Genomic DNA, 21,473 nt, shown 5'->3' on the forward strand with positions numbered 1-21,473 from the left:
CGATCATCATCCTGCCACTTCTGATCTCAACAGCGATGAGATTCATCCAGGGATCAGGAACAGTAGCAATGACAACAGCAGCAAGTATCACAGCACCAATCATCGCAGCATCAGGCGTAAGCCCGATCCTCGGAGCAGTGGCATGCTGTGTAGGATCTTTATTCTTCGGATACTTTAACGACAGTTACTTCTGGGTAGTAAACAGAACCTTAGGAGTCAGCGAAGCAAAAGACCAGTTGACGATCTGGTCAGTGACATCAACGGTTGCATGGGCAGTCGGTGTGGTAGAAGTACTGATTCTGAATATCTTCATGTAAATACATTACATAAAACATATATAAAAGCCGGTTGGAAGAAAAGAATTTTGTTATCAAAATTCAGGATAGATCTTTTAACCGGCTTTTGTGGATGCTATAGTATGCAAGAGAAGCGTACAGACCGCATTCTTGTAAAAAAATTCCAGCCATGTTATCATGAAGACATCTGAAAAGGGAAATTTATAAAAGAAAGCAGGAAAAAGTAAAATTATGAAAGAAACAACACGCCAGGCCCGGATTGTCAGAACATCAGTGCTTGGAATTCTGGTTAATTTATTGATTGCAGTTGTGAAAATTATCATCGGAATGCTGGCTTCATCGATTGCGATCGTATCAGAAGGAATTAATAATGCAACGGATGCAGGATCTTCATTCCTGACCTATGTAGGAAGCAAGTTATCGGCCAGACATCCGGATGAAAAGCATCCATTTGGCTATGGAAGGATCGAGTATCTGACTGGAATGGTAGTCGGGATATTAATCCTGTATGCAGGAATAGAGATGTTAAAAGAATCCGTAGATGGTATCTTTCATCCATCGGAAATGAATGTCAGTATGCTGGCGATCATCATTGTCGCAGTAACCGCAGTGATCAAATTCTTCCTTGGAATCTATACGGTGAAAGTGGCAAAATCGGTAGAATATGAAGCGCTTCTTGCAGTTGGAGAAGAAGGAAGAAATGATGCATGCTTTTCCATTCTTACTATTCTGTCATCGGTGATATTTTTATTTACGGGATTTTCACTGGATGCGTATGCAGGAATCATATTTTCAATTGTGGTTATAAAAAGTGGGATTGAATCACTGAAAAGTACAGCGGCAGACCTGATTGGAAGACCTGGAAAAGAAGAACTGGCAAAGAAAATATACAGAGAAGTCCGTGCGACAGATGGTGTCATCAGTGCGATAGACATGATGCTGCACGATTACGGACCGGACCGTTACTCCGGATCGGTCAATATCGAGATCGATCATAAGAGAAATATCGGAGAGGTATACGAAGAAATTCACAAACTCCAGCTTAGGATCATGGAAGAATATCACGTAACGATGGTGTTTGGAATCTATGCGGTAGACGAAGATACCGCAAGCGTGTCAGAATTACGAAAATATATCGGAAAATTCGTCCGGTCACAGGAGCATGTAAAGAGCTTTCATGCCTTATACCTGAGTAAAGATACTGATACGATCTATTGTGATTTTATTGTAGACTATGCGTTAAAAGACTGGGAAGAGATGAGAGAATCATTTGAAATATATATGAAAGAACAGTATCCGCAACATAAGATTGCATTAACGATTGAAACGGAATTCGTATAAGCAGAGGTTGTTAAAAATACAGACAACAATTGAAATGCCATGAAGACAGTGAAAAGCCGGATGCAAGGAATATAGACATAGGCATATACAACTGGGGAATAATGAAAAATTGCATGAAACAGGGAGGTAGATGAAGATGCTTGCAGCAGAAAGACAGGCAATGATAGTCGAACTGATCAGGGAGAATGGAAGCGTGCAGGTGGACGAACTGGCAAAAGAACTTGATGTCAGTGCCATGACAATCCGCAGAGACCTGGTAAAACTCCAGAATAGTAATATGATCGAACGCTGCCATGGGGGAGCAGTAGCAAAACAGGAAGTCGCATACGAGACTAAGCAGACAAGTAACAAAGACAGCAAAGAAGCCATTGCAAAAAAATGTGTGGAATACATCAACCCGGGAGATTCTATCTTTTTGGACGCAGGAACAACAACCTGCGAGATCGCAAAACTGATCCGGGATATTCCAGAGATCATCATCGTAACAAATGACCTTGAAATCGCACAGGTATTGAAAAACAGCGACGCAAGAGTCTATATCTGTGGCGGATTAGTACAAAAAGAAACAGGAAGCCTGTTCGGAAGATATGCAACAGAGATGCTAAAAGACTTCCGGTTTGATGTAGGATTCTTCGGGGCAGCATCCATCAATGAAGAACTCCAGGTAACCACACCAACACACGAAAAAATGTGGCTGAAACGCCAGGTACCAAGACAATGCGCAAGATCATACCTGGTAGTAGACCGGTCAAAATTTGGCAAACAATCCATGACCTGGATCAACCAGCTAGAAGACTACACCGGAGTCATCACCGATCGGAAATTCACCCTGGAAGAACTACAAAAAATCCACACCCGGGGCGTAAAAATCATAGAAGCCAAACCGGAAGAGGAAGTATAAAAGAAGAAAACTACAAAAAAGACTGTTGCAGAAAATAGTCTATAATAAATCTGGAAAAAGAATAAAAAATAATATTGCTCAAAGCTACAAATCCAAAACCTATGGCAAGAATAGCGTATAATGTATCGAATAAGGCGACATTGACCGCAGGGAGCGGCGCCGTTTCGATACATTATACGCTTTTCGTTCACTAACTACCCATTTGTGACATCACACACCCACATTTATTTGTAAGTAATCTCCTGCAAATACAACCCTTTCGGATCACAAGGCGCACTATAAGGCAGCAAACTTTCAAAAATATCCGGAATATCATTCACTGAACGATTGCCAAGTCCGACATCCAGAAGAGTACCGATGATGATTCTTGCCATGTTGTGAAGAAAATCATCTGCATGGATCGTAATCTGCATTTCCTCGATATCGCCGTAGATATCAATATCATAGACTTCACGTACAGTAGATTTTGTTCTCTTTGCAGTAGAGAAGTTACGGAAATCATGCTTTCCAACAATCTGCTCTGCAGCCAGCTGCATCAGGTGCTTGTCCGGGATGCGGTAGCAGTGATACGTATATTTGCGGTCGAAGACACTTGGTACGTCATCGATTGTCATACGGTAGACGTATGTCTTAGATGTAGCATTTAACTGTGCATGGAAGCGCTCCGGCATCTCTTTGACATCCAGGATTGCAATGTCCATTGGAAGATAACGGTTGAGATAGTGCTTGATATTCTTTGTGCTGGCATCACAGGAAGTTTTAAAGTTGGCGATCTGTGCATAAGCATGTACACCAACTTCTGTGCGGCAGCCACAGAATAATTCGATATCATCTTCACCGGTCATTTTTCTTAATACTTCCAGAATCTTATTGGAAATGGTATTGCCGGATTCATCTTTTCCAAGACGGGTCCATCCCTGATAACGGCTTCCGTCATATTCGATCATTAATTTTATATTTCTCATGAAAACTCCATTCCGCTGCTTTATTAAAGACAGCTTTTGTTCTGTATTGTTGTTTTTGTCACTGGTTATGTTATGTGTGGACAGTGACATGGTCTTAATTTTTATTTTGTATTTGTCGGAATACATAATTTCAAATCGTTTTAAGTATAGCAAATCCTGTGCTATAATAAAAGAGCTTAAAAAGAAAAAGAGAGGTGTTTTCATGGAAGTTGAGAGCAGAAAAGTATCTGAGTCTATCGTAGAGACCGTTCATATGGTAAGACCACAGCATCTGAATGCAGCAGAGCGACTGTTCGGAGGAGAGCTTATGCAGTGGATCGACGAAGTGGCAGGCATGGTGGGGAAGCGTCACGCCAGAAAGAATGTGATCACGGCATCTGTTGATAACTTAAGATTCCTGCGCGGGGCATATCTGAAAGATACAGTAGTGATTATTGGAAAAGTCACCTATGTCGGAACTACGTCGATGGAAGTAAAGGTAGATACGTATGTGGAGGCATTGAACGGAGAGCGTACACCGATCAATCACGCATTCTTTACGATGGTGGCACTGGATGAAAATGACAAGCCAACCGCAGTACCACGACTGGAACTGGAAACAGAAGAAGAAAAAGAAGAGTGGGTCAAAGGCGAAAAAAGAAGACAAATACGTATGATGCGCAAGGAAGAAGGGCTTTAAAACCCTTCTTTTTTTACATTGCTTTTCATATGACTGCGCACCATATGGACCATCTGATCGATCTGACTTTGTTCTTCCGGGGATTTCCCTTCTTTTAGAATATCAAGGATCAGAGACATTTCCTGAGGGGTGAAGCTGATCCCTTTTTTATTGGCACTGGTGATCAGGGCCATCATAACAGGGGCGAGAGACCGTCCGTTTTTTCCTGCGGTCTGTCTGGAGGCAAGTTTGATAAGTTCCAGCTTGACAGGATCCATATTTTTAAGATCCGGATGATTCATCCATTCGTTCATGCGTACCATCTCCTTTTTCACATTGATCAAGTTCCTGGTCGAAAAGGTTCATATAATTCTGAAATTCCGACTGTTCTTCCCCGGACATCATATTTTTAAAAAAGTCCAGAGGATTGGAAAATGGATTCCCGGAAGCGTGGTCAGAATCTCCATGCGCACCAGAGAAGATACCGGGATCCGAAGACATTCCCTGGAACATTTCCATCATCTGTATCATGGATGAGATCTGTTCCATCATATTACATTCCTGTTCGTCCATATACGGAGTCAGTTCATCCAGAGAATGAAGGGAAAATGTATGGACCGGAAATCCACGGAAAGAATCCAAAGTAACCCGGAATTCCAGAAATTTGATATAAATACCAAGAAAACGCTGGCTGGCAGGAGGGAGAAATGGCAGAAAAAGCTTCAGTTTATACAAATAGGAGGGTGTGACAGATTTATCAAATGGTGTCATTGGTTTTGAAATCCTTCCTGCCATAGAAAATCCTCCTGTATCAGCGCTTGCGGCAGTAACCAGGCACAGGAAAATTCTGACCAGGTAACTTCCAGTTATATCATATGAAAGAAAGTGGGAGTGTATGACAGCAAAGATAGAATGAAGAGCAGAATGATGAAACCACTCAAAAGAAGGTGGAAATGTATGAGTGCAGAGAAACAGTATGATGATTATGGGGACAGAAAAAGGACGAAGTAAAAACTCCGTCCCGGGAATAGCAAGGTATACAAAAGAAGGTTTAGCATCCACATCCGCATCCGCCGCCGCATCCGCAACCATTGCCGCATCCACAGCCGTTATTGCCGAATCCGCCACAGCAGCACAGGAGAAGGATGATCCACAGGCAGCTGTCGTTGCCACATCCACATCCGCCGCCACAGCCGTTATTGCCGAATCCACCACAGCAGCACAGGAGAAGGATGATCCACAGACAACTGTTGTTGCCGAATCCGCATCCGTTGTTACATCCACAACCATTACCACATCCGCCGCATCCGCAGTCTCCGCCGAATCTGTCGCGTCCTTCGCATCCGCATCCACAGTTTGCTGTACTTAAATCGCTCATATTGAATCCTCCAATAATGATGTTTACAGTACATCATATGCAAAAGAGGCAGATGTGTGAGAAATTTAAAAGTTCACAAGCCGCTTTACCGAATGCTGGAAATGTTTGGCCTCTCTTTTTAGCTTCAGACGTTTTAATGTGTTGACATCCGTTTTTACATAATCATCATACAGAGTCAGAAGATAAGAGATCGGAAGATTACGGTTCTTGTTCCAGGTAAATAAAAGCCAGTTCATAATCTCCGGGTGCCAGTAACGGGCCGGTATCTGGGCATCCTTTAATACAAAGGTATAATGAATCGCCTGATCCGCCAGTTGCGAAAGGCGGTAGGCATGTGTGCGTTCTTTGAAGAGGCGGTTACTTTCCTGAGTGATCTCGTAAAGAGAGTCTGCAACCCGCCAGTATGTAACAAAAGAAACTTCTTCCGGAAAAGGAGTTTCTTCCATATTATATATGTTAAAACTTCGTTTCTTTTTGGCTGACTTTTTGCCGAAAAGTTTCGTATCGTAGGCTGCGCGCTTATCGGGATCGGATAAGACCCGGTAGGCTTCAAGGATCAGCTGCATCTGCTTTGTGGTGTCAATCCCTTTTTTCATATTGACATCGGGATGATACTGCTTGGCCAGCAGATTCTTGGCAGCAGATAATTCCTCGGGCGTGGCAGTCTGGGATACGCCAAGTATTTTATAGTAGTTCTTTTTCGCCATATGATATATTCTCCCCTTAATAAATATATGATGTAAGCGTGGAAAATATTCCGAAGCTTATATTACTATATTTTATGACTATAGTCAAAAGATAAAATGTAGAAAATATACAAATATAAAACTGCTGTTGTTACTATTCACCGGCAGGAATTTTCTGAATAGCAACTTCCAGATAAAAATTATGATTAAGTGTAAAGAAAAAATACTTGACACCCAGTGGGATTTGTTATATGATATCACAGGTGAGAGACATGAATGAAATATTAGAACAGGCATTATTATATGATTTTTATGGCGAACTTCTGACAGATCATCAGAAAGAAGTGTATGAGCAGTTTGTTCTGGAAGACCTATCTCTTGGTGAGATTGCCAGAGAAGAAGGAATCAGCAGACAGGGTGTACACGATCTGGTAAAGAGATGTTCCCATACACTGAAAGGCTACGAAGAGAAACTTCATCTGGTAGAGAAGTTCGTGTCGATCAGAGACAAAGTAAAGCAGATAGACGAATTGCTGGACGGATACGATAAGGAGAATGCACAGCAGCTTGTTGCAGACATCCGCAAGATATCCGATGAGATTATAGAGGAGTTATAGCATGGCATTTGACAGCTTGACAGAAAAACTTCAAAACATATTTAAGAACCTGCGGAGCAAGGGGCGTCTGACAGAAGACGATGTAAAAGAAGCGTTAAAAGAGATTAAGCGTGCGCTGCTTGCAGCCGATGTTAACTTTAAAGTTGTAAAAGACTTTATCAAAAAAGTACAGGAACGCGCGATCGGTCAGGACGTAATGAATGGTCTGAATCCGGGACAGATGGTAGTCAAGATTGTAAATGACGAACTGATCGAACTGATGGGATCTGAGACCACAGAGATCAAGCTTCAGCCGGGAAGTGCAATTACCGTCATTATGATGGCCGGACTTCAGGGAGCAGGTAAGACGACGACAACTGCAAAGCTTGCCGGAAAGTTCAAACTAAAAGGCAAGAAACCACTGCTGGTTGCATGTGATGTCTACAGACCGGCTGCGATTAAGCAGTTACAGGTCAATGGTGAGAAGCAGGGCGTGGAAGTATTCTCCATGGGTGAGAATCACAAGCCGGCGAACATCGCTAAAGCGGCACTGGAACATGCGCAGAAGAATGGCAACAATCTGGTCATTCTCGATACAGCAGGACGACTTCATATAGATGAAGACATGATGGAAGAGCTTGCAGAGATTAAGCAGGCAGTAGAAGTACATCAGACCATACTCGTAATTGATGCGATGACAGGACAGGATGCCGTAAATGTGGCAAAAGAGTTCAACGAAAAAGTCGGCATCGACGGTGTGATCGTAACCAAGCTTGATGGTGACACCCGTGGTGGTGCGGCACTGTCAGTAAAAGCAGTAACAGGAAAGCCAATCCTCTATGTAGGTATGGGAGAAAAGCTTTCAGATCTGGAACAGTTTTATCCAGACCGTATGGCATCCAGAATCCTTGGAATGGGTGATGTCCTTTCATTGATTGAAAAAGCAGAAGCAGAGATTGATGAAGAAAAAGCCAGGGAGATGACCCAGAAACTTAAGAAGAATCAGTTTGACTTTGACGATTATCTGGAAAGTATCAAACAGATGAAGAACATGGGTGGTCTTGGAAATGTCATGAGCATGCTGCCGGGTATCGGCGGAGCCATGGGCGGCAAGATGAAGGGAATCGATGATGAACAGACTGCTGAGGCGGAAAAGAAGATGGCAAGAATGGAAGCAATGATTCATTCTATGACACCGGCAGAAAGATCAGATCCGGATATCCTTAGCCCATCCAGAAAGCATCGTATTGCCAAAGGTGCAGGAGTGGACATCAGTGAAGTGAACCGTATGGTAAAACAGTTCAATGAGATGAAAAAGCTAATGAAGCAATTTGGCAAAGCAGGAAAGAAGAAAAAATTCGGATTTCCATTTTAGCTGGTAAGGGATGCATAAAGACGACATCCAAAAGACAGCACAAAGAATTATGATATACCGCGAATTCCGCGTTATATAGATACAAAAACAAATAATGAAAATATTACAATTTATGGAGGTAATTTAACATGGCAGTAAAAATGAGATTAAGAAGAATGGGACAGAAGAAGGCTCCTTTCTATAGAATCATCGTAGCAGATTCTAGATCACCAAGAGATGGTAAATTCATCGACGAGATCGGAACATACGATCCTAACTGCGATCCAAGCGCAATCAAAGTTGACGAAGAAGCAGCTAAAAAATGGCTTGCAAATGGTGCTCAGCCTACAGAAGCTGTTGCAAAGATCTTAAAAGCAGCTGGCATCGAAAAATAATTATGCCACTGGAGGTGTGCAATTATGAAGGAATTAGTTGAAGTAATTGCGAAAGCATTAGTCGACGATCCGGAAAGCGTTGTAGTAAATGAACGCGAAGAAAAGAAAACAACAGTCCTGGAAGTTAAGGTTGCAGAAGCCGATATGGGTAAAGTAATCGGAAAACAGGGACGCATTGCAAAGGCAATCCGCTCAGTTGTGAAAGCCGCTGCAGCAAAAGAAGATAAGAAAGTTATCGTTGATATCATGGACTAAGTATATGGATGGGGATGACCCATTTTGTCCGGGGACAGGCCCGTTTGTGTGGTCTGTCCCTTTTATCTTCTATAGATACCAGAATATAAGGAGTATAGATATATGGAAGAATTATTACAAGTAGGTGTAATCACCTCTACACATGGCGTGCGTGGGGAAGTAAAAGTATTCCCGACAACAGACGATGCAGCCAGATTTAAAAAATTGAAGCATGTACTTTTGGATACCGGAAGAGAGATGAAACCACTGGAAATCCAGGGTGTAAAATTCTTCAAACAGTTTGTAATCCTGAAGTTCAAAGGAATCGACAACATCAATGACATTGAAAGATACAAAAGATGTCCGCTGCTGGTAGAGCGTAAAGACGCCGTGGAACTGAAAGAGGATGAATACTTTATTGCTGATATGATCGGAATCCAGGTAGAGACAGAAGACGGGGAGGTATTCGGAACCCTGAAAGATGTTATGGAGACCGGAGCAAATGATGTCTATGTAATCGATACGGAGGAACACGGTGAAGTACTGGTTCCGGCTATCAAAGAATGCATTCTGGAGGTAGACGTAGAAAACCGTAAGATGACGATTCATCTGATGGATGGACTGATCTAGGAGGCTTGGGTTATATGAATTTTTATATTATGACTTTATTTCCGGAGATGGTGATGGACGGGTTAAATACCAGCATCATCGGACGTGCGGTGAAGAATGGACTTCTGTCGATAGAGGCGTTGAATATCCGTGATTATGCATTTAACAAGCACCACAGTGTAGATGATTACCCGTATGGCGGCGGTGCCGGGATGCTGATGCAGGCAGAACCGGTGTATCAGTGTTATGAGGCGTTAACGGAGAAGATAAAGCAGAAAAAGAGAGCAAGAGTGATCTATCTCTCTCCGCAGGGACAGACATTTAACCAGACAATGGCAGAAGAATTTGCACAAGAAGAGGATCTGGTCTTCTTGTGCGGACATTATGAAGGAATCGACGAACGTGTCCTGGAAGAAATCGTTACAGATTATGTATCCATCGGGGACTATGTCCTGACCGGCGGGGAACTTCCGGCGATGATCATGATCGACTGTATCTCAAGACTGGTGCCGGGTGTGCTTCATAATGATGTATCTGCAGAATTCGAAAGCTTTCAGGATAACCTGCTGGAATATCCGCAGTATTCAAGACCGGAAGTCTGGCATGATAAGAAGGTACCGGAGGTACTGATGTCCGGACATCATGCCAATATTGAAAAGTGGAGAAGAGAGCAGTCAGTGATCCGTACAGCTAAGAACCGTCCGGATCTGCTTGAAAAAGCCGAACTTACCAAAAAAGAATTGGAATTAGTTAAATCACTGTCTGAACAGCAGTAAAATTCTATGGCAGAATTAATCAGAAAAACGAAAAAATCCTTGTAATTTGGTCAGGGATATGATAGAATGTAGCATGTTGTGAAGAAAATAGATGGTCCTCTGGTACGAAGCGTATTAAGAACATCCAAGTAAACAAGGAGGTCACACATAATGAACGATATTATTAAGAACATTGAAGCTGCTCAGTTAAAAGAAGTAGCACCAGAATTCCACGTTGGAGATACTGTTAAAGTTTACGGAAAGATCAAAGAAGGAAACCGTGAAAGAGTACAGATTTTCGAAGGAACAGTCCTGAAGAGACAGGGTGGCGGAGCAAGAGAAACATTTACAGTTAGAAAATTCTCTAACGGTATCGGTGTTGAAAAGACTTGGCCAGTACACTCACCAAACGTTGAAAAGATTGAAGTAGTAAGAAGAGGTAAAGTAAGAAGAGCTAAACTGAACTACTTAAGAGACCGCGTTGGTAAGAAAGCTAAAGTTAAAGAATTAGTAAAATAATCAGGAAATTGAATGTGAAAAGGACAACTACATAAAGTAATTGTCCTTTTTGTGATATTACCATATATTCGTAAGGATCTGTCAATGACAGGTCCTAAAGATAAGGGGATTATATGAGACGCAGAAGAGATCTGGATTTTGAAAAACGAAGACGCTCCAGAAAAGCCAGGTACCGGAAGAAAAAAGTAAAAGCAAAGATGCGCGAGATCGGAATGCTGCCAACACAGAAGCAAAAGATCCGTATGAGTTTTGATTCGGTAATTGCAGGACTGATCTGGGCGTTTAAAATCGCAGTCACCTGTCTGCTGGCATTTGTCGCTGTATATTATTTTGGACAGCGCGTAAGCACAATAGGAAATTCTATGAATCCGGTGCTGAATAATGCGGACATGGTATTGGTGAACAGAATCGTATATAATGCATCGTCACCAAAAAGGGGAGATATTATCGTATTTAAGCCAAAGGGGAATGAGAATGCACATTACTATACGAAGCGTATTGTAGGACTTCCGGGAGAGACCGTGCAGATGATTGAAAATAAAATCTTCATCAATGGCGAAAAGTTAGAAGAAGATTATGAGACGACAGAGATTGACTCTGCCGGAATCGCCGCAGAAAAGGTAAAACTTGGCGGAGACGAATATTTTGTACTGGGAGACAACCGTAAGAACAGCGAGGACAGCAGAAATGCAGATATAGGAAAGGTAAAACGTTCTTATATCTATGGGAAGGCATGGTTTGTATCGTCCCCGAGAGAAGACTTTGGATTTATAAAATAAAGGAGAAAAATATATGCATTTTCAGTGGTATCCAGGGCACATGACAAAAGCAAAGCGCATGATGCAGGAAAATATCAAATTGATCGATCTTGTGATCGAACTGGTAGACGCAAGAGTTCCGGTAAGCAGCAGAAACCCGGACATCGACGAACTTGGCAAGAACAAAGCAAGACTGATCCTGCTGAACAAATCAGACCTTGCAGAAGATAAATGGAACGACGCATGGTCAGAATATTTCCGCGAAAAAGGATTTTCTGTTGTAAAAGTCAATTCCAAAAAAGGCGGTGGAATCAAGTCGATTAACAACGTGATCCAGGAAGCATGTAAAGAAAAGATTGAAAGAGACAGAAAAAGAGGCATCTTAAATCGTCCGGTGCGTGCGATGGTCGTCGGCATCCCGAATGTAGGAAAGTCGACATTCATCAATGCGCTGGCAGGAAAAGCCTGTGCGAAGACGGGTAACAAACCAGGCGTTACAAAAGGAAAACAATGGATCAGACTGAATAAGAACGTAGAACTTCTGGACACACCGGGAATCCTGTGGCCAAAATTCGAAGACCAGGCAGTCGGTCTGAAACTGGCATTCATCGGTTCGATCAAAGACGAGATCATCCAGACCGAGGAACTGACAGCAGAACTTGTAAAATTCATGAATGAGAACTATCCGGGAGTACTGGAGAACAAGTATAACGTAGAAGAAGATGCAGATCCGTATGGAATGATCGCAAAGATCGCACAGAGCAGACACTGTCTTGTGCGTGGAAACGAACTGGATACGGAAAAAGCATCACAACTTTTGATGGACGATTTCCGTAACGGACGTCTGGGACGCCTGACACTGGAATATCCAGAACAGTTTTAGGAAGGATCATACGGAAAAATGGCAAGACGTTCAAACAGAGATGACGAAAGATACGATTCCTATGATTCCGGAGAAGAAAGAGAATCCAGCATACTAAGAGAACTTGGCGGCTGGATTCTTTATATACTGATTATTATCGGGCTTACATATCTGATCATTACATTTGTAGGGCAGCGGACAAGGGTCAGTGGTTCGTCGATGGAAACGACATTACATAACGGAGACAATCTGATCGTGGATAAATTATCTTACCGGTTCCGGGATCCGAAGCGATATGATATCATCGTATTTCCATATAAATATGAAGAAAACACCTATTATATCAAGCGTATCATTGGCATGCCGGGAGAGACCCTGCAGATCAAAGATGGTTATGTATACATAGATGGTGAACAGCTTACAAGTGACATTTATGGAAATGAACTGATCGAAGATCCGCAGACGGCAGAAGATCCGGTAACGCTAGGAGAAGATGAATATTTTGTAATGGGAGATAACCGCAATCACAGTATGGACAGCCGTGATCCAAGTGTCGGTGTCTTAAAAAAGAGTGACCTGATGGGAAGAGCATGGGTACGGATCTATCCATTTAACAATGTGGGAGTAATTCGGCATGAATAAACGAGAAGAAGAGAAAAAGAGAAAACAAGAAGAAAAGCTTCAGAAAGAACTGGAACGCACAGCGGAGATGAGTGTGTACGAGAAGCAGTATAGCGACTGCCAGTACATCTGCGGAATCGATGAAGTCGGACGTGGACCATTCGCAGGTCCGGTTGTGGCGGGAGCCGTAATCCTTCCAAAAGACGATCCGATCCTGTATCTGAATGATTCGAAGAAGTTATCAGAGAAGAAACGTGAAGTGTTATATGATGAGATCATGGAGCGTGCAGTTGCAACCGGAATTGGTATCGTAAGTCCGGCAAGGATTGATGAGATCAATATCCTGCAGGCAACATATGAAGCAATGCGTATGGCAATCCAGAATCTTGGTGTTACACCGGATCTTTTGCTGAATGACGCGGTGACGATACCGGAAGTGGATATCGCACAGGTACCAATCATCAAGGGAGATGCTAAAAGCGTGTCTATCGCAGCGGCAAGTATCATAGCCAAAGTAACCAGGGACCGCCTGATGGTAGAGTATGACAGCGTGCTTCCGGGGTATGACTTTGCAAGTAATAAAGGATATGGAACGAAGAAGCATATCGAAGGACTGAAAGAATTGGGACCATCACCGATACACAGGATGACGTTTATAAAGAAATATGTATAAGAAGAAAAATAACCGGGAAACAGGAACTCGTTATGAAAAGATAGCCGGCGCCTTTCTGGAGGAGAAAGGCTGCCGGATTCTGGAATATAATTATCGCTGTAAGTGTGGCGAGATTGATATTATTGCTGAAGATGGGGAGTATCTGGTGTTCTGTGAGGTAAAGTACCGTGGATCTGACCGGAAAGGACATCCGTCGGAGGCGGTCGATTATGCAAAACAGAGGGTGATTTCAAAAAGTGCATTGTATTATATTATGACGCATCATATGGAAGACCGGCCATGCAGGTTTGATGTGATAAGCTGTGAGGGTATTCCTGAAGTGGAACTGTTAAAAGAATCCTCAGATATGAGCGGACTGGAAATCATACATTATGAGAATGCGTTTGATTATATAGAATAATATGAGTGTCAAAAAATGTGGATATTTATATTAGATGTGAAATGAGGCGAATTCTGCAACACGAATACAGAATTGTTTTTTAGATGTGCTTTAAAATATAAGAGAATAATACTGCGGGATTGTGAAAATGTATCATACACAGGAAAGGATAAAAGGCGGGAACATGAGTCTGGGCTTACATTATAAAAATCAGAAATACATATTTGAAGAAAAAGAAGTGGTGGGAGTACCATTCTTAAGCTATCCGATGTTAGAAAAGACCGGAATTGTCAATCATGGATTCTCCACAAAACTTGGCGGAGTCAGCAAAGGCTGTTGGGCGACCATGAATATCAGCACAACCAGAGGCGATGATCCGGAAGATGTAAAAGAGAACGAACGGCGGATTGCCCGTGCGATCGGAGTAAAGCCGGAAGACTTTACATACACGAATCAGACACATACCACGAATGTAGCAGTTGTCCGTGCAGAAGATAAAGGAAAAAGATTCATGGAGACGGACGGTATGATTACCAATGTACCGGGAATCTGCCTGGTGACATTCTATGCGGACTGTGTCCCGTTATATTTTGTAGATCCGGTGAAAAAAGTCATCGGGCTGTCCCATTCCGGATGGAGAGGAACTGTCAGAAAGATGGGAAAAGTAACCGTTGAGAAGATGCAGGAGACATATGGCTCTGATCCGGCAGATATCTATGCGGCTATCGGACCATCCATCTGCCAGGACTGCTATGAAGTCAGCGAAGATGTGATCGAAGAATTCCGGAAAAGTTTTGATAAGACATATTGGCCGGAACTTTTTTATAAAAAGGAAAACGGCAAGTATCAGCTGAACCTCTGGAAGGCGAATGAGCTGATCTTTCTGGAGGCCGGGATTGTTCCGGAGCATATCGCAGTGACGAATGTATGTACACACTGCAATCCGGAGATTCTGTTCTCACACCGGACGACGGGAAATAAGAGGGGAAATTTAAGTGCATTTCTTGCACTGAAAGAAAAGTAAAATTACAAAAATAAAATCATGTGCTCCTAAAATGTGTCTAAAAAACCATTTTGGCAATCTATATACCCTGCTTTGCGGTATATATGTCTTCAGCCGGTTGAAATAGAAGGGGTAGTGATTCAGAATGAAACAAGGGGAAATATCATATGACAGATACAACAATTGCGGATACAACGCAGGAAGTAACAGAGGCAACACAGGAAGCCGTGGATAAAGTCAGTCGTCTGACGCAATACGTGCAGGACAGCATTCCATCATTGATTTCATTTGGACTGCAGGTAATTATGGCGCTGATTGTATTTTTTGTCGGCCGTCTGGTGATCAAATGGATCAGAAAGATTGTAAGAAGATCCTTCGAGCGTTCCGGTGCAGATAAAGGCGTGGAACAGTTCGTAGATTCACTGCTGAAATACGGTCTATATGCGCTTTTGATCTTCACATTGATCTCAGGTCTGGGATTTGATACGACTTCAGTGGCAGCATTGGTTGCATCGAGTGGTGTAGCTATCGGTCTTGCTTTACAGGGAAGTCTTTCGAACTTTGCAGGCGGTGTCCTGATTCTGCTGCTGAAACCATTTGCGGTCGGAGATTACATCATTGAAGACACCAATGGAAAAGAAGGAACAGTAAAGGAAATCCAGATCTTTTACACCAAACTTACAACAATCGATAATAAGACCATCGTAATCCCAAACGGTATGCTGACCAACAATAGCATTACCAATGCATCTGCAAAAGATGAACGACAACTGGATCTGCGTGTCGGCATTTCTTATGACGCAGACATCAAAAAGGTAAAATCCGTCATCGAAAATGTACTGGTGAAGGATGCAAGCATCATCAAAAACGAACAGATTCTCGTATTCGTTGACGATCTCGCGGACAGCGCAGTTGTACTTGGCATACGTGCATGGGTCAAAAACGAAGAATACTGGGATACCAGATGGAGAATGCTGGAGGAAATCAAGCTTGCATTAGATGAAAATGAGATCGAAATTCCGTATCCACAGATGACGGTGCATATGTCGGAGAATGCATAAGTTTTATATGCATACATTTGAAAGAATCTGAAGGCGACAATTGATATGGCTGGACGGATATCAGGTGTTTGGAAAAACTGCTAAAAAAACACTTGCAAATATGTAAAAATACGGTATAATAATATTTGTGGCTGTCAAAGTCGCAAATGCTGGAATAGCTCAGTTGGTAGAGCACTTCACTCGTAATGAAGGGGTCGTCGGTTCAAGTCCGATTTCCAGCTTGGATAAATAGGAGGGTAATGTGATTTAAGAAAATTGCATTGCTCTTTTTTGATGCTAAAGTATGCAAGAGAAGCTAAAAATCCTTTCTGATATTTTAGATATACATATCTGATATACTTTAGATATGTCACAACCATTTTGATATTATTATAAACAAAAAATATAAATTAATCAATGAGAAAAGTATTCCCTTTTTTTAAAATACGAGTATAATAATTACCGTTCACGAGTAGATGTTCCGTAAGTTGAAAACTTGGCCTCGTCCACTCGTGGAGATGAAAGGGGAAAAAGACACATGAAAAAAAGATGGAAACAAAAACTGCTGTCCATCCTGATCCCGATTCTATTCGTGATCGGAATGATTGGATCTGGACTAAATGTACAGACGGTCCAGGCAGCAGGAACCACAGGCGCCAGTCAGACGAATGCAGGAGAGATGAAAGTACATTTCCTGGATGTCGGACAGGGACTTTCTATTCTGGTGCAGTCAGAAGGAAAGACGATGATCTATGATGGCGGAGATAAGAAGACATCGAGCTTCGTAGTTGCCTATCTGAAAGATCAGGGTGTTACAAAGATTGACTACCTGATCAGCAGCCACTACGATGCCGATCATATGGCGGGACTGATCGGATGTCTGAATGCATTTGATGTAAAACACGTCATATCAAGTAACTACGTACATACAAGCAAGCTTTATAAGTCATTTGTAAAAGCCGTAAAATCAGACGGACTAAAAATGCAACATCCAAAAGTAGGAAAGACATTTTCCTTTGGAAGCGGCTCGTTCGAGATTCTGGCACCGTCTAAGATCGAGACTAAGGGAAGCAACAATAACTCCGTAGCGATCAAGCTTGTCAATGGTCAGAACAGCTTTGTATTCACTGGAGACGCAGAGCATGAAAGCGAAGCCGCCATGTGTGCATCCGGCATAGACTTAAGCTGTGACGTACTGGTGCCGGGACACCACGGATCAGCGACAGCCTCCTCTTGGGATTTCTTACAGAAGACCGTACCGGAATATGCCATCATCAGCTGCGGAAAAAATAACAAATACGGCCATCCGGATAAAGATACCATGGATAAGTTCCAAAGCATGGGTATCCAGGTGTACCGTACAGATAAGCAGGGAACGATTGTCGCAGCCAGCAACGGTACAGACATAAGCTGGAGTGCAGAAGCCTGCAATGATTACACCCCGGGAGATGAAGAAGACCAGGGAACCCAGCCGGCAGGAACGAGCAGTGGAAGTAGCACGGCAGCAGGTACAACAGCTTCAGCAGTATCAGGAAATTCGAATAATACTGCTATAGCAGGAGATGCGTCAACGGAACAGGTGTGGGTATCTGCAACAGGTTCCAAGTATCACAGAATTAATAACTGCGGACGTATGAACCCAAACAACGCAAGACAGGAGACCAGGGCACAGGCAGAAGCAGAGGGACTTGGACCGTGCAGTAAGTGTTATTAAAAATTACAACAATCTAGAGATTAAAACGATAACTTATGCTATGATAATATAGTAGATGTGAGGAATCAGTGCAGGAATTGAATCCAAAAGAAAATATGAACACATTAAAATATGGATTTACAATCATATATATCAGCCTCTTGTGCGTGATTGCGGGGAAAGACTGGAAATATCAGAAAATTGATAACCGGTTCCACCTGGCAATCATGTGTCTGGCGCTGTGCGAGATGTATTTGAAAATGGGACTGCCATGGCAGGAACGGATTATAGGAGCCGTTGCCGTGGCGGTCCCTATGTGGCTACTTGCCGTGTACTTAGGAGGCGGATTCGGTGGAGGAGATATAAAACTGATGGCAGTTTCTGGTCTGATGATTGGTGGAAATGAGATTATACAGGCCGCGGTAACAGGAATTGTGTTAAGCGGAATATACTGTGCCGGAATGCTGATGAACGGAAAGATAGGAAGAAAAGATACATTTCCATTGGGACCATTTCTGGCGGCAGGTATTATAATACGGGTTATGTGCTGCGGTTGTAATTGAGATGAAAAGCAAAAAAATAAAATATTTACTGTGCTGTTTGATGTGAAAAGGATAATAAAAACAAAAAATAGTATGTATATGTAGAAAAATCCAAAGAGGAAGATGTTGGTAACGATGAAAATGCAACTGCCGGATGGAGTTGTGTTGAAAGCAGTTCTACCACACAAACAGTTCATTATCCATATGTATATGGAACCACATATACTGATCAAAATGGAAAGAACTGGGCAGCTGTGAAAAATGGTGACAGTTATCATATTCCGGTACAGAATTCAGGAAAAATAGCAGAAAAGGTTACTGCTGGTGGTGTGACAACGAAAGTATATATATGGATGGAAGGTACGGATGCAGATTGTCGAAATAGCATTGTAAATGATGATAAGAGTTCTTATAATGTAGTAGTCAATTTAGCAGGCGTTACGGCTGAATAAAACAATAAATATGTTCTTTTGAAAGGTCATGGCACGAACCATGGCTTTTCTTTTTCTCCGGCTTTCCCCTATTGTCTATTATCCCCAATCTCCTCCACGCATTTTCGGTACATCTGATGAATTGCTATTTCTCGACTTCTGGTATAGTCATGTAACTGAAAAGAGAACTTCAGAAGGGAGAAATGCAATATGCGAAAAAAGCAGGATATCATGTGGGAGCAAAGTACACTTTGGGAATCGGTGGAGAAATGGGTGACTAAGTATTTGAATAGTTACCACACTCTTTTTTATTGACGGATACACAAAAATAAAGATATAATTCTTACTAGAAGATTAACGAGGAGAAGTTGTATGAGTCAGGACATTATTAATAATCGTTTTTTGGAAGAGTCGGTATTTGCTATTGCCGATGGATACTGCGTGATCAATCTCACAAAGAATATTGTACGTGGTTCGATGTATCAGGTAGTTAATGGAAAAAAATATAATCTGAATGAACAATTAGGTTTACCGGAAAACTCAAGCTTACAGAGTCTGGTGGATGCATGGGCATTGACCATACCTGAGGAAGGTCTTAAAGATTTTCTGCACGAGTTTGACAGAGAACGACTTTTAAAGCGTTTTGCAAATGGCGAACGTCATATATCGTTCCGATATTGGACCAGGACTGCTACTTTTGAACCCATGCTTGCAGAAGATCACATGGCCCTGTATAGGGAAGAGGAAACCGGAGATGTCATTGCAGTTAATTATGTTCTTGACCGTACAGAACATTACCGCTTAGAGGAAAAAGAGCGGGCACTGGAAAAATCAAACAGAGAGTATGCGAAGCTTCTGGAAGAAGAGAAAAAGCATACGGCTATGATTGAGGAATTAACAAAGAAACTGCAAAGTCAGCTGGAGTTATTTACCATATCCATCCCTGGCGGCGTCAAAATCAGTAATGATGATCCGGAATACTCTTTCAAATATGTTTCAGAACAATTTGCAAATATGCTCGGTTACGCAACACCAAAGGAACTGTTGGACGCTTCTGGCGGTAATATTATCGGCCTTGTTCATCCAGATGACGTGAAGGTCGGACTTGCAGATGCATTAAATCAATATACTTATTCCGATCATTATGCTACTATTTACCGGATACGCTGTAAGGACGGTACATACAAATACATCGAAGACCGTGGACAGAAAGTAATAAAGGAAGACGGAACCATTGAACATTGGAATCTCATGCTGGATAAAAATGACTTCATGCACAAATCAATTGCCTTGGAAAGTGAAAAGAAAGCAAATAAAAGCAAGTCTGATTTTCTCTCCAGGATGTCTCACGATATGAGAACCCCGCTGAATGGAATTATCGGATTGATGAAAATTGCTGAGAAGCATTTTGATGACAGGGAATTGGTCCTGGAAAATTTCAGAAAAATGCAGGTAGCTGCAGATTACCTATTGTCACTTATTAATGATATTCTTCAGATGAGCAAAATCGAAGATGGAAATGTACCTCTGACGCAGGAAATCATCAACTTTGATGAATTAAGTCAGGATGTTCTGACTATCATAGAACAGCGGGCAAAAGACAGAGGAATCCAGATGCAGTTCCGTGCAAAAAAGGAAGAGCTTCGATATCCTTTTATTTATGGAAGTCCGGTGCATTTAAGACAAATTTTTCTTAATATTTATGGAAATTGCATTAAGTATAACCGAATTGGCGGAAAGATAACAACGGTGTTAGATTATGCAGAAGCTGTTGACGGAATTACGACATATGAGTGGACCATTACTGATACTGGCATTGGTATGAGCAGGGAATACCAGGAGCATATATTTGATCCGTTTTCGCAGGAAAGAGAGGATGCAAGAAGTACACAGCAGGGAATTGGACTGGGAATGGCGATTGTAAAAGGTCTGATTGAAAAAATGGGTGGAACTATTGAAGTTAAAAGCGAAAAAGGCGTTGGATCAACCTTTATCATCAGGATTCCGTTTAAACTTGCTCCCGCACCAGAGACAGTAAAGAAAACAGCAGCACAGATGGATATCAGCGGATTAAACTTATTGCTGGTAGAGGACAATGAACTGAATGCAGAAATTGCGGAAACGCTGTTGTCTGATGAAGGTGCAAATCTGACAGTTGCAGAAGATGGACTGCAGGCGGTCAGAATATTTCAGGAGAAACCGGAAGGTTATTTTGACGCAATTCTGATGGATATCATGATGCCTGTAATGGATGGGCTTACTGCGACAAAAACAATCCGGTCACTGAAACGTCCAGATGCTGAAACAATCCCGATTATTGCCATGACAGCAAATGCATTCAGAGAAGATAAAGAAAAGTGTCTCGCAGCAGGAATGAATGCTCACTTGGCAAAGCCTATAAAAATTGAAAACGTAAAGAGAATTTTGTGTGAATATTGTGTGTAGTGGTTGCAACTTCTCAAATGCTATTTCCCTGACTTCTGGTATAGCAAAGAGGACATCAGAGTGGTGTACCGGGATGGTTATTATCAAAGGAATGGAAGCTTATTGTAAACATGATTGTTTTGCTATTTTATCACTTTTAACAAAAGTTAGCAAGAATTCTCCTTCCTCTACAGGTGGGAGATGAATTGCAGAAAAAGAATACAGAACACTTGTTCTATATCGTGAAGTAGGGTATACTATAATCAGTCGAAAGAATAGAAAGGACTGATTATATGGATAAAATGGATCATAATGCACATTCAGTATATTTGATGTATTATCATCTGATCATGGTTGTAA

Annotated in this window: 27 protein-coding genes, 1 tRNA gene and 1 pseudogene; 24 read left to right on the forward strand and 5 right to left on the reverse strand. The window is 42.0% G+C overall.

What is annotated here, in order from left to right:
• From ACWJAF_RS11675 to ACWJAF_RS11685, 3 genes are all read left to right on the forward strand, one after another.
• A partial coding sequence (locus ACWJAF_RS11675) for a GntT/GntP/DsdX family permease (RefSeq protein WP_448864131.1) occupies positions 1–317 on the forward strand: 317 nt, incomplete at its 5' end.
• A gap of 210 nt (positions 318–527) precedes the next feature.
• Positions 528–1,637 (forward strand): cation diffusion facilitator family transporter, encoded by a 1,110-nt coding sequence (locus ACWJAF_RS11680; RefSeq protein ID WP_448864133.1) that lies wholly within the window; start codon positions 528–530, stop codon positions 1,635–1,637.
• A 136-nt stretch (positions 1,638–1,773) separates the two neighbouring features.
• On the forward strand, positions 1,774–2,538 hold the full coding sequence (locus ACWJAF_RS11685; RefSeq protein ID WP_448864135.1) for a DeoR/GlpR family DNA-binding transcription regulator: 765 nt from the start codon (positions 1,774–1,776) through the stop codon (positions 2,536–2,538).
• A 224-nt stretch (positions 2,539–2,762) separates the two neighbouring features.
• Here the strand turns inward: ACWJAF_RS11685 and truA are convergent, their stop codons facing one another.
• Positions 2,763–3,503 carry a tRNA pseudouridine(38-40) synthase TruA gene (gene truA / locus ACWJAF_RS11690; protein WP_448864137.1) on the reverse strand — a complete coding sequence of 247 codons (741 nt, stop codon included), beginning with the start codon at positions 3,501–3,503 and terminating at the stop codon, positions 2,763–2,765.
• A gap of 202 nt (positions 3,504–3,705) precedes the next feature.
• Here truA and ACWJAF_RS11695 point away from each other — a divergent pair, with 202 nt between their 5' ends.
• On the forward strand, positions 3,706–4,182 hold the full coding sequence (locus ACWJAF_RS11695) for an acyl-CoA thioesterase (protein ID WP_296032737.1): 477 nt from the start codon (positions 3,706–3,708) through the stop codon (positions 4,180–4,182).
• On the opposite strand, the gene ACWJAF_RS11700 is transcribed toward ACWJAF_RS11695, so the two are convergent.
• The 4 genes from ACWJAF_RS11700 to ACWJAF_RS11715 all read right to left on the reverse strand — a co-directional run bounded on the left by ACWJAF_RS11700 (position 4,179) and on the right by ACWJAF_RS11715 (position 6,246).
• Positions 4,179–4,475, reverse strand: a complete 297-nt coding sequence (locus ACWJAF_RS11700) for a hypothetical protein (RefSeq protein ID WP_296032736.1) — start codon at positions 4,473–4,475, stop codon at positions 4,179–4,181. The two genes, ACWJAF_RS11695 and ACWJAF_RS11700, sit on opposite strands and share 4 nt — an antisense overlap.
• Entirely contained in the window at positions 4,444–4,956 is a 513-nt protein-coding gene (locus ACWJAF_RS11705) for a hypothetical protein (RefSeq protein ID WP_296093450.1), read from the reverse strand. Before ACWJAF_RS11705 ends, ACWJAF_RS11700 begins: the two co-directional genes overlap by 32 nt.
• Before the next feature lie 256 nt (positions 4,957–5,212).
• Entirely contained in the window at positions 5,213–5,539 is a 327-nt protein-coding gene (locus ACWJAF_RS11710) for a chorion class high-cysteine HCB protein 13 (protein WP_448864140.1), read from the reverse strand.
• Positions 5,540–5,604: 65 nt separating this feature from the next.
• Positions 5,605–6,246: a J domain-containing protein gene (locus ACWJAF_RS11715; RefSeq protein WP_296032731.1), complete on the reverse strand. Its 642-nt coding sequence runs from the start codon at positions 6,244–6,246 to the stop codon at positions 5,605–5,607.
• 251 nt (positions 6,247–6,497) lie between these two features.
• Here ACWJAF_RS11715 and ylxM point away from each other — a divergent pair, with 251 nt between their 5' ends.
• The 20 genes and pseudogenes from ylxM to ACWJAF_RS11815 all read left to right on the forward strand — a co-directional run.
• A complete protein-coding gene (gene ylxM, locus ACWJAF_RS11720) occupies positions 6,498–6,842 on the forward strand; it encodes a YlxM family DNA-binding protein (RefSeq protein ID WP_330645953.1) in 345 nt (114 codons plus the stop codon).
• Between the two features lies 1 nt (position 6,843).
• Positions 6,844–8,196, forward strand: a complete 1,353-nt coding sequence (ffh, locus tag ACWJAF_RS11725; RefSeq protein WP_296032727.1) for a signal recognition particle protein — start codon at positions 6,844–6,846, stop codon at positions 8,194–8,196.
• A gap of 128 nt (positions 8,197–8,324) precedes the next feature.
• Positions 8,325–8,570, forward strand: coding sequence for a 30S ribosomal protein S16 (rpsP, locus tag ACWJAF_RS11730; protein WP_296032725.1), 246 nt, complete (start codon positions 8,325–8,327; stop codon positions 8,568–8,570).
• Positions 8,571–8,594: 24 nt separating this feature from the next.
• The gene (locus ACWJAF_RS11735) at positions 8,595–8,825 is read left to right on the forward strand and encodes a KH domain-containing protein (RefSeq protein ID WP_296032722.1); all 231 of its coding nucleotides are present in this window, start codon (positions 8,595–8,597) and stop codon (positions 8,823–8,825) included.
• 102 nt (positions 8,826–8,927) lie between these two features.
• The gene (gene rimM, locus ACWJAF_RS11740) at positions 8,928–9,434 is read left to right on the forward strand and encodes a ribosome maturation factor RimM (RefSeq protein WP_448864144.1); all 507 of its coding nucleotides are present in this window, start codon (positions 8,928–8,930) and stop codon (positions 9,432–9,434) included.
• A 14-nt stretch (positions 9,435–9,448) separates the two neighbouring features.
• Positions 9,449–10,189 (forward strand): tRNA (guanosine(37)-N1)-methyltransferase TrmD, encoded by a 741-nt coding sequence (gene trmD, locus ACWJAF_RS11745; RefSeq protein WP_448864146.1) that lies wholly within the window; start codon positions 9,449–9,451, stop codon positions 10,187–10,189.
• Positions 10,190–10,339: 150 nt separating this feature from the next.
• Positions 10,340–10,687: a 50S ribosomal protein L19 gene (rplS, locus tag ACWJAF_RS11750; RefSeq protein ID WP_022415029.1), complete on the forward strand. Its 348-nt coding sequence runs from the start codon at positions 10,340–10,342 to the stop codon at positions 10,685–10,687.
• Between the two features lie 113 nt (positions 10,688–10,800).
• Positions 10,801–11,466: a signal peptidase I gene (lepB, locus tag ACWJAF_RS11755; protein WP_330645949.1), complete on the forward strand. Its 666-nt coding sequence runs from the start codon at positions 10,801–10,803 to the stop codon at positions 11,464–11,466.
• A gap of 13 nt (positions 11,467–11,479) precedes the next feature.
• Positions 11,480–12,328: a ribosome biogenesis GTPase YlqF gene (ylqF, locus tag ACWJAF_RS11760; protein WP_296032713.1), complete on the forward strand. Its 849-nt coding sequence runs from the start codon at positions 11,480–11,482 to the stop codon at positions 12,326–12,328.
• 18 nt (positions 12,329–12,346) lie between these two features.
• Entirely contained in the window at positions 12,347–12,949 is a 603-nt protein-coding gene (gene lepB / locus ACWJAF_RS11765) for a signal peptidase I (protein ID WP_296032712.1), read from the forward strand.
• Positions 12,942–13,601, forward strand: a complete 660-nt coding sequence (locus tag ACWJAF_RS11770) for a ribonuclease HII (RefSeq protein WP_448864149.1) — start codon at positions 12,942–12,944, stop codon at positions 13,599–13,601. Before lepB (ACWJAF_RS11765) ends, ACWJAF_RS11770 begins: the two co-directional genes overlap by 8 nt.
• A complete protein-coding gene (locus ACWJAF_RS11775) occupies positions 13,594–14,001 on the forward strand; it encodes a YraN family protein (protein WP_296093434.1) in 408 nt (135 codons plus the stop codon). The genes ACWJAF_RS11770 and ACWJAF_RS11775 overlap by 8 nt, the downstream gene beginning before the upstream one ends.
• Positions 14,002–14,164: 163 nt before the next feature.
• Positions 14,165–15,004, forward strand: a complete 840-nt coding sequence (gene pgeF, locus ACWJAF_RS11780; protein ID WP_448864151.1) for a peptidoglycan editing factor PgeF — start codon at positions 14,165–14,167, stop codon at positions 15,002–15,004.
• Between the two features lie 146 nt (positions 15,005–15,150).
• Complete coding sequence (locus ACWJAF_RS11785) at positions 15,151–16,044, forward strand: mechanosensitive ion channel family protein (protein WP_296032704.1); 894 nt, start codon at positions 15,151–15,153, stop codon at positions 16,042–16,044.
• A gap of 148 nt (positions 16,045–16,192) precedes the next feature.
• Positions 16,193–16,265, forward strand: a tRNA-Thr gene (locus tag ACWJAF_RS11790).
• Positions 16,266–16,561: 296 nt separating this feature from the next.
• Positions 16,562–17,737, forward strand: coding sequence for a ComEC/Rec2 family competence protein (locus ACWJAF_RS11795; RefSeq protein WP_448864154.1), 1,176 nt, complete (start codon positions 16,562–16,564; stop codon positions 17,735–17,737).
• Positions 17,738–17,832: 95 nt separating this feature from the next.
• The gene (locus tag ACWJAF_RS11800; protein ID WP_448864157.1) at positions 17,833–18,279 is read left to right on the forward strand and encodes a prepilin peptidase; all 447 of its coding nucleotides are present in this window, start codon (positions 17,833–17,835) and stop codon (positions 18,277–18,279) included.
• A 233-nt stretch (positions 18,280–18,512) separates the two neighbouring features.
• Complete coding sequence (locus tag ACWJAF_RS11805; protein ID WP_448864159.1) at positions 18,513–18,710, forward strand: hypothetical protein; 198 nt, start codon at positions 18,513–18,515, stop codon at positions 18,708–18,710.
• 351 nt (positions 18,711–19,061) lie between these two features.
• Positions 19,062–21,134 carry an ATP-binding protein gene (locus ACWJAF_RS11810; RefSeq protein WP_448864161.1) on the forward strand — a complete coding sequence of 691 codons (2,073 nt, stop codon included), beginning with the start codon at positions 19,062–19,064 and terminating at the stop codon, positions 21,132–21,134.
• Between the two features lie 272 nt (positions 21,135–21,406).
• Positions 21,407–21,473, forward strand: a pseudogene (locus ACWJAF_RS11815) (IS200/IS605 family transposase); the annotation flags it as partial.

The organism is Dorea sp., from assembly GCF_977044405.1.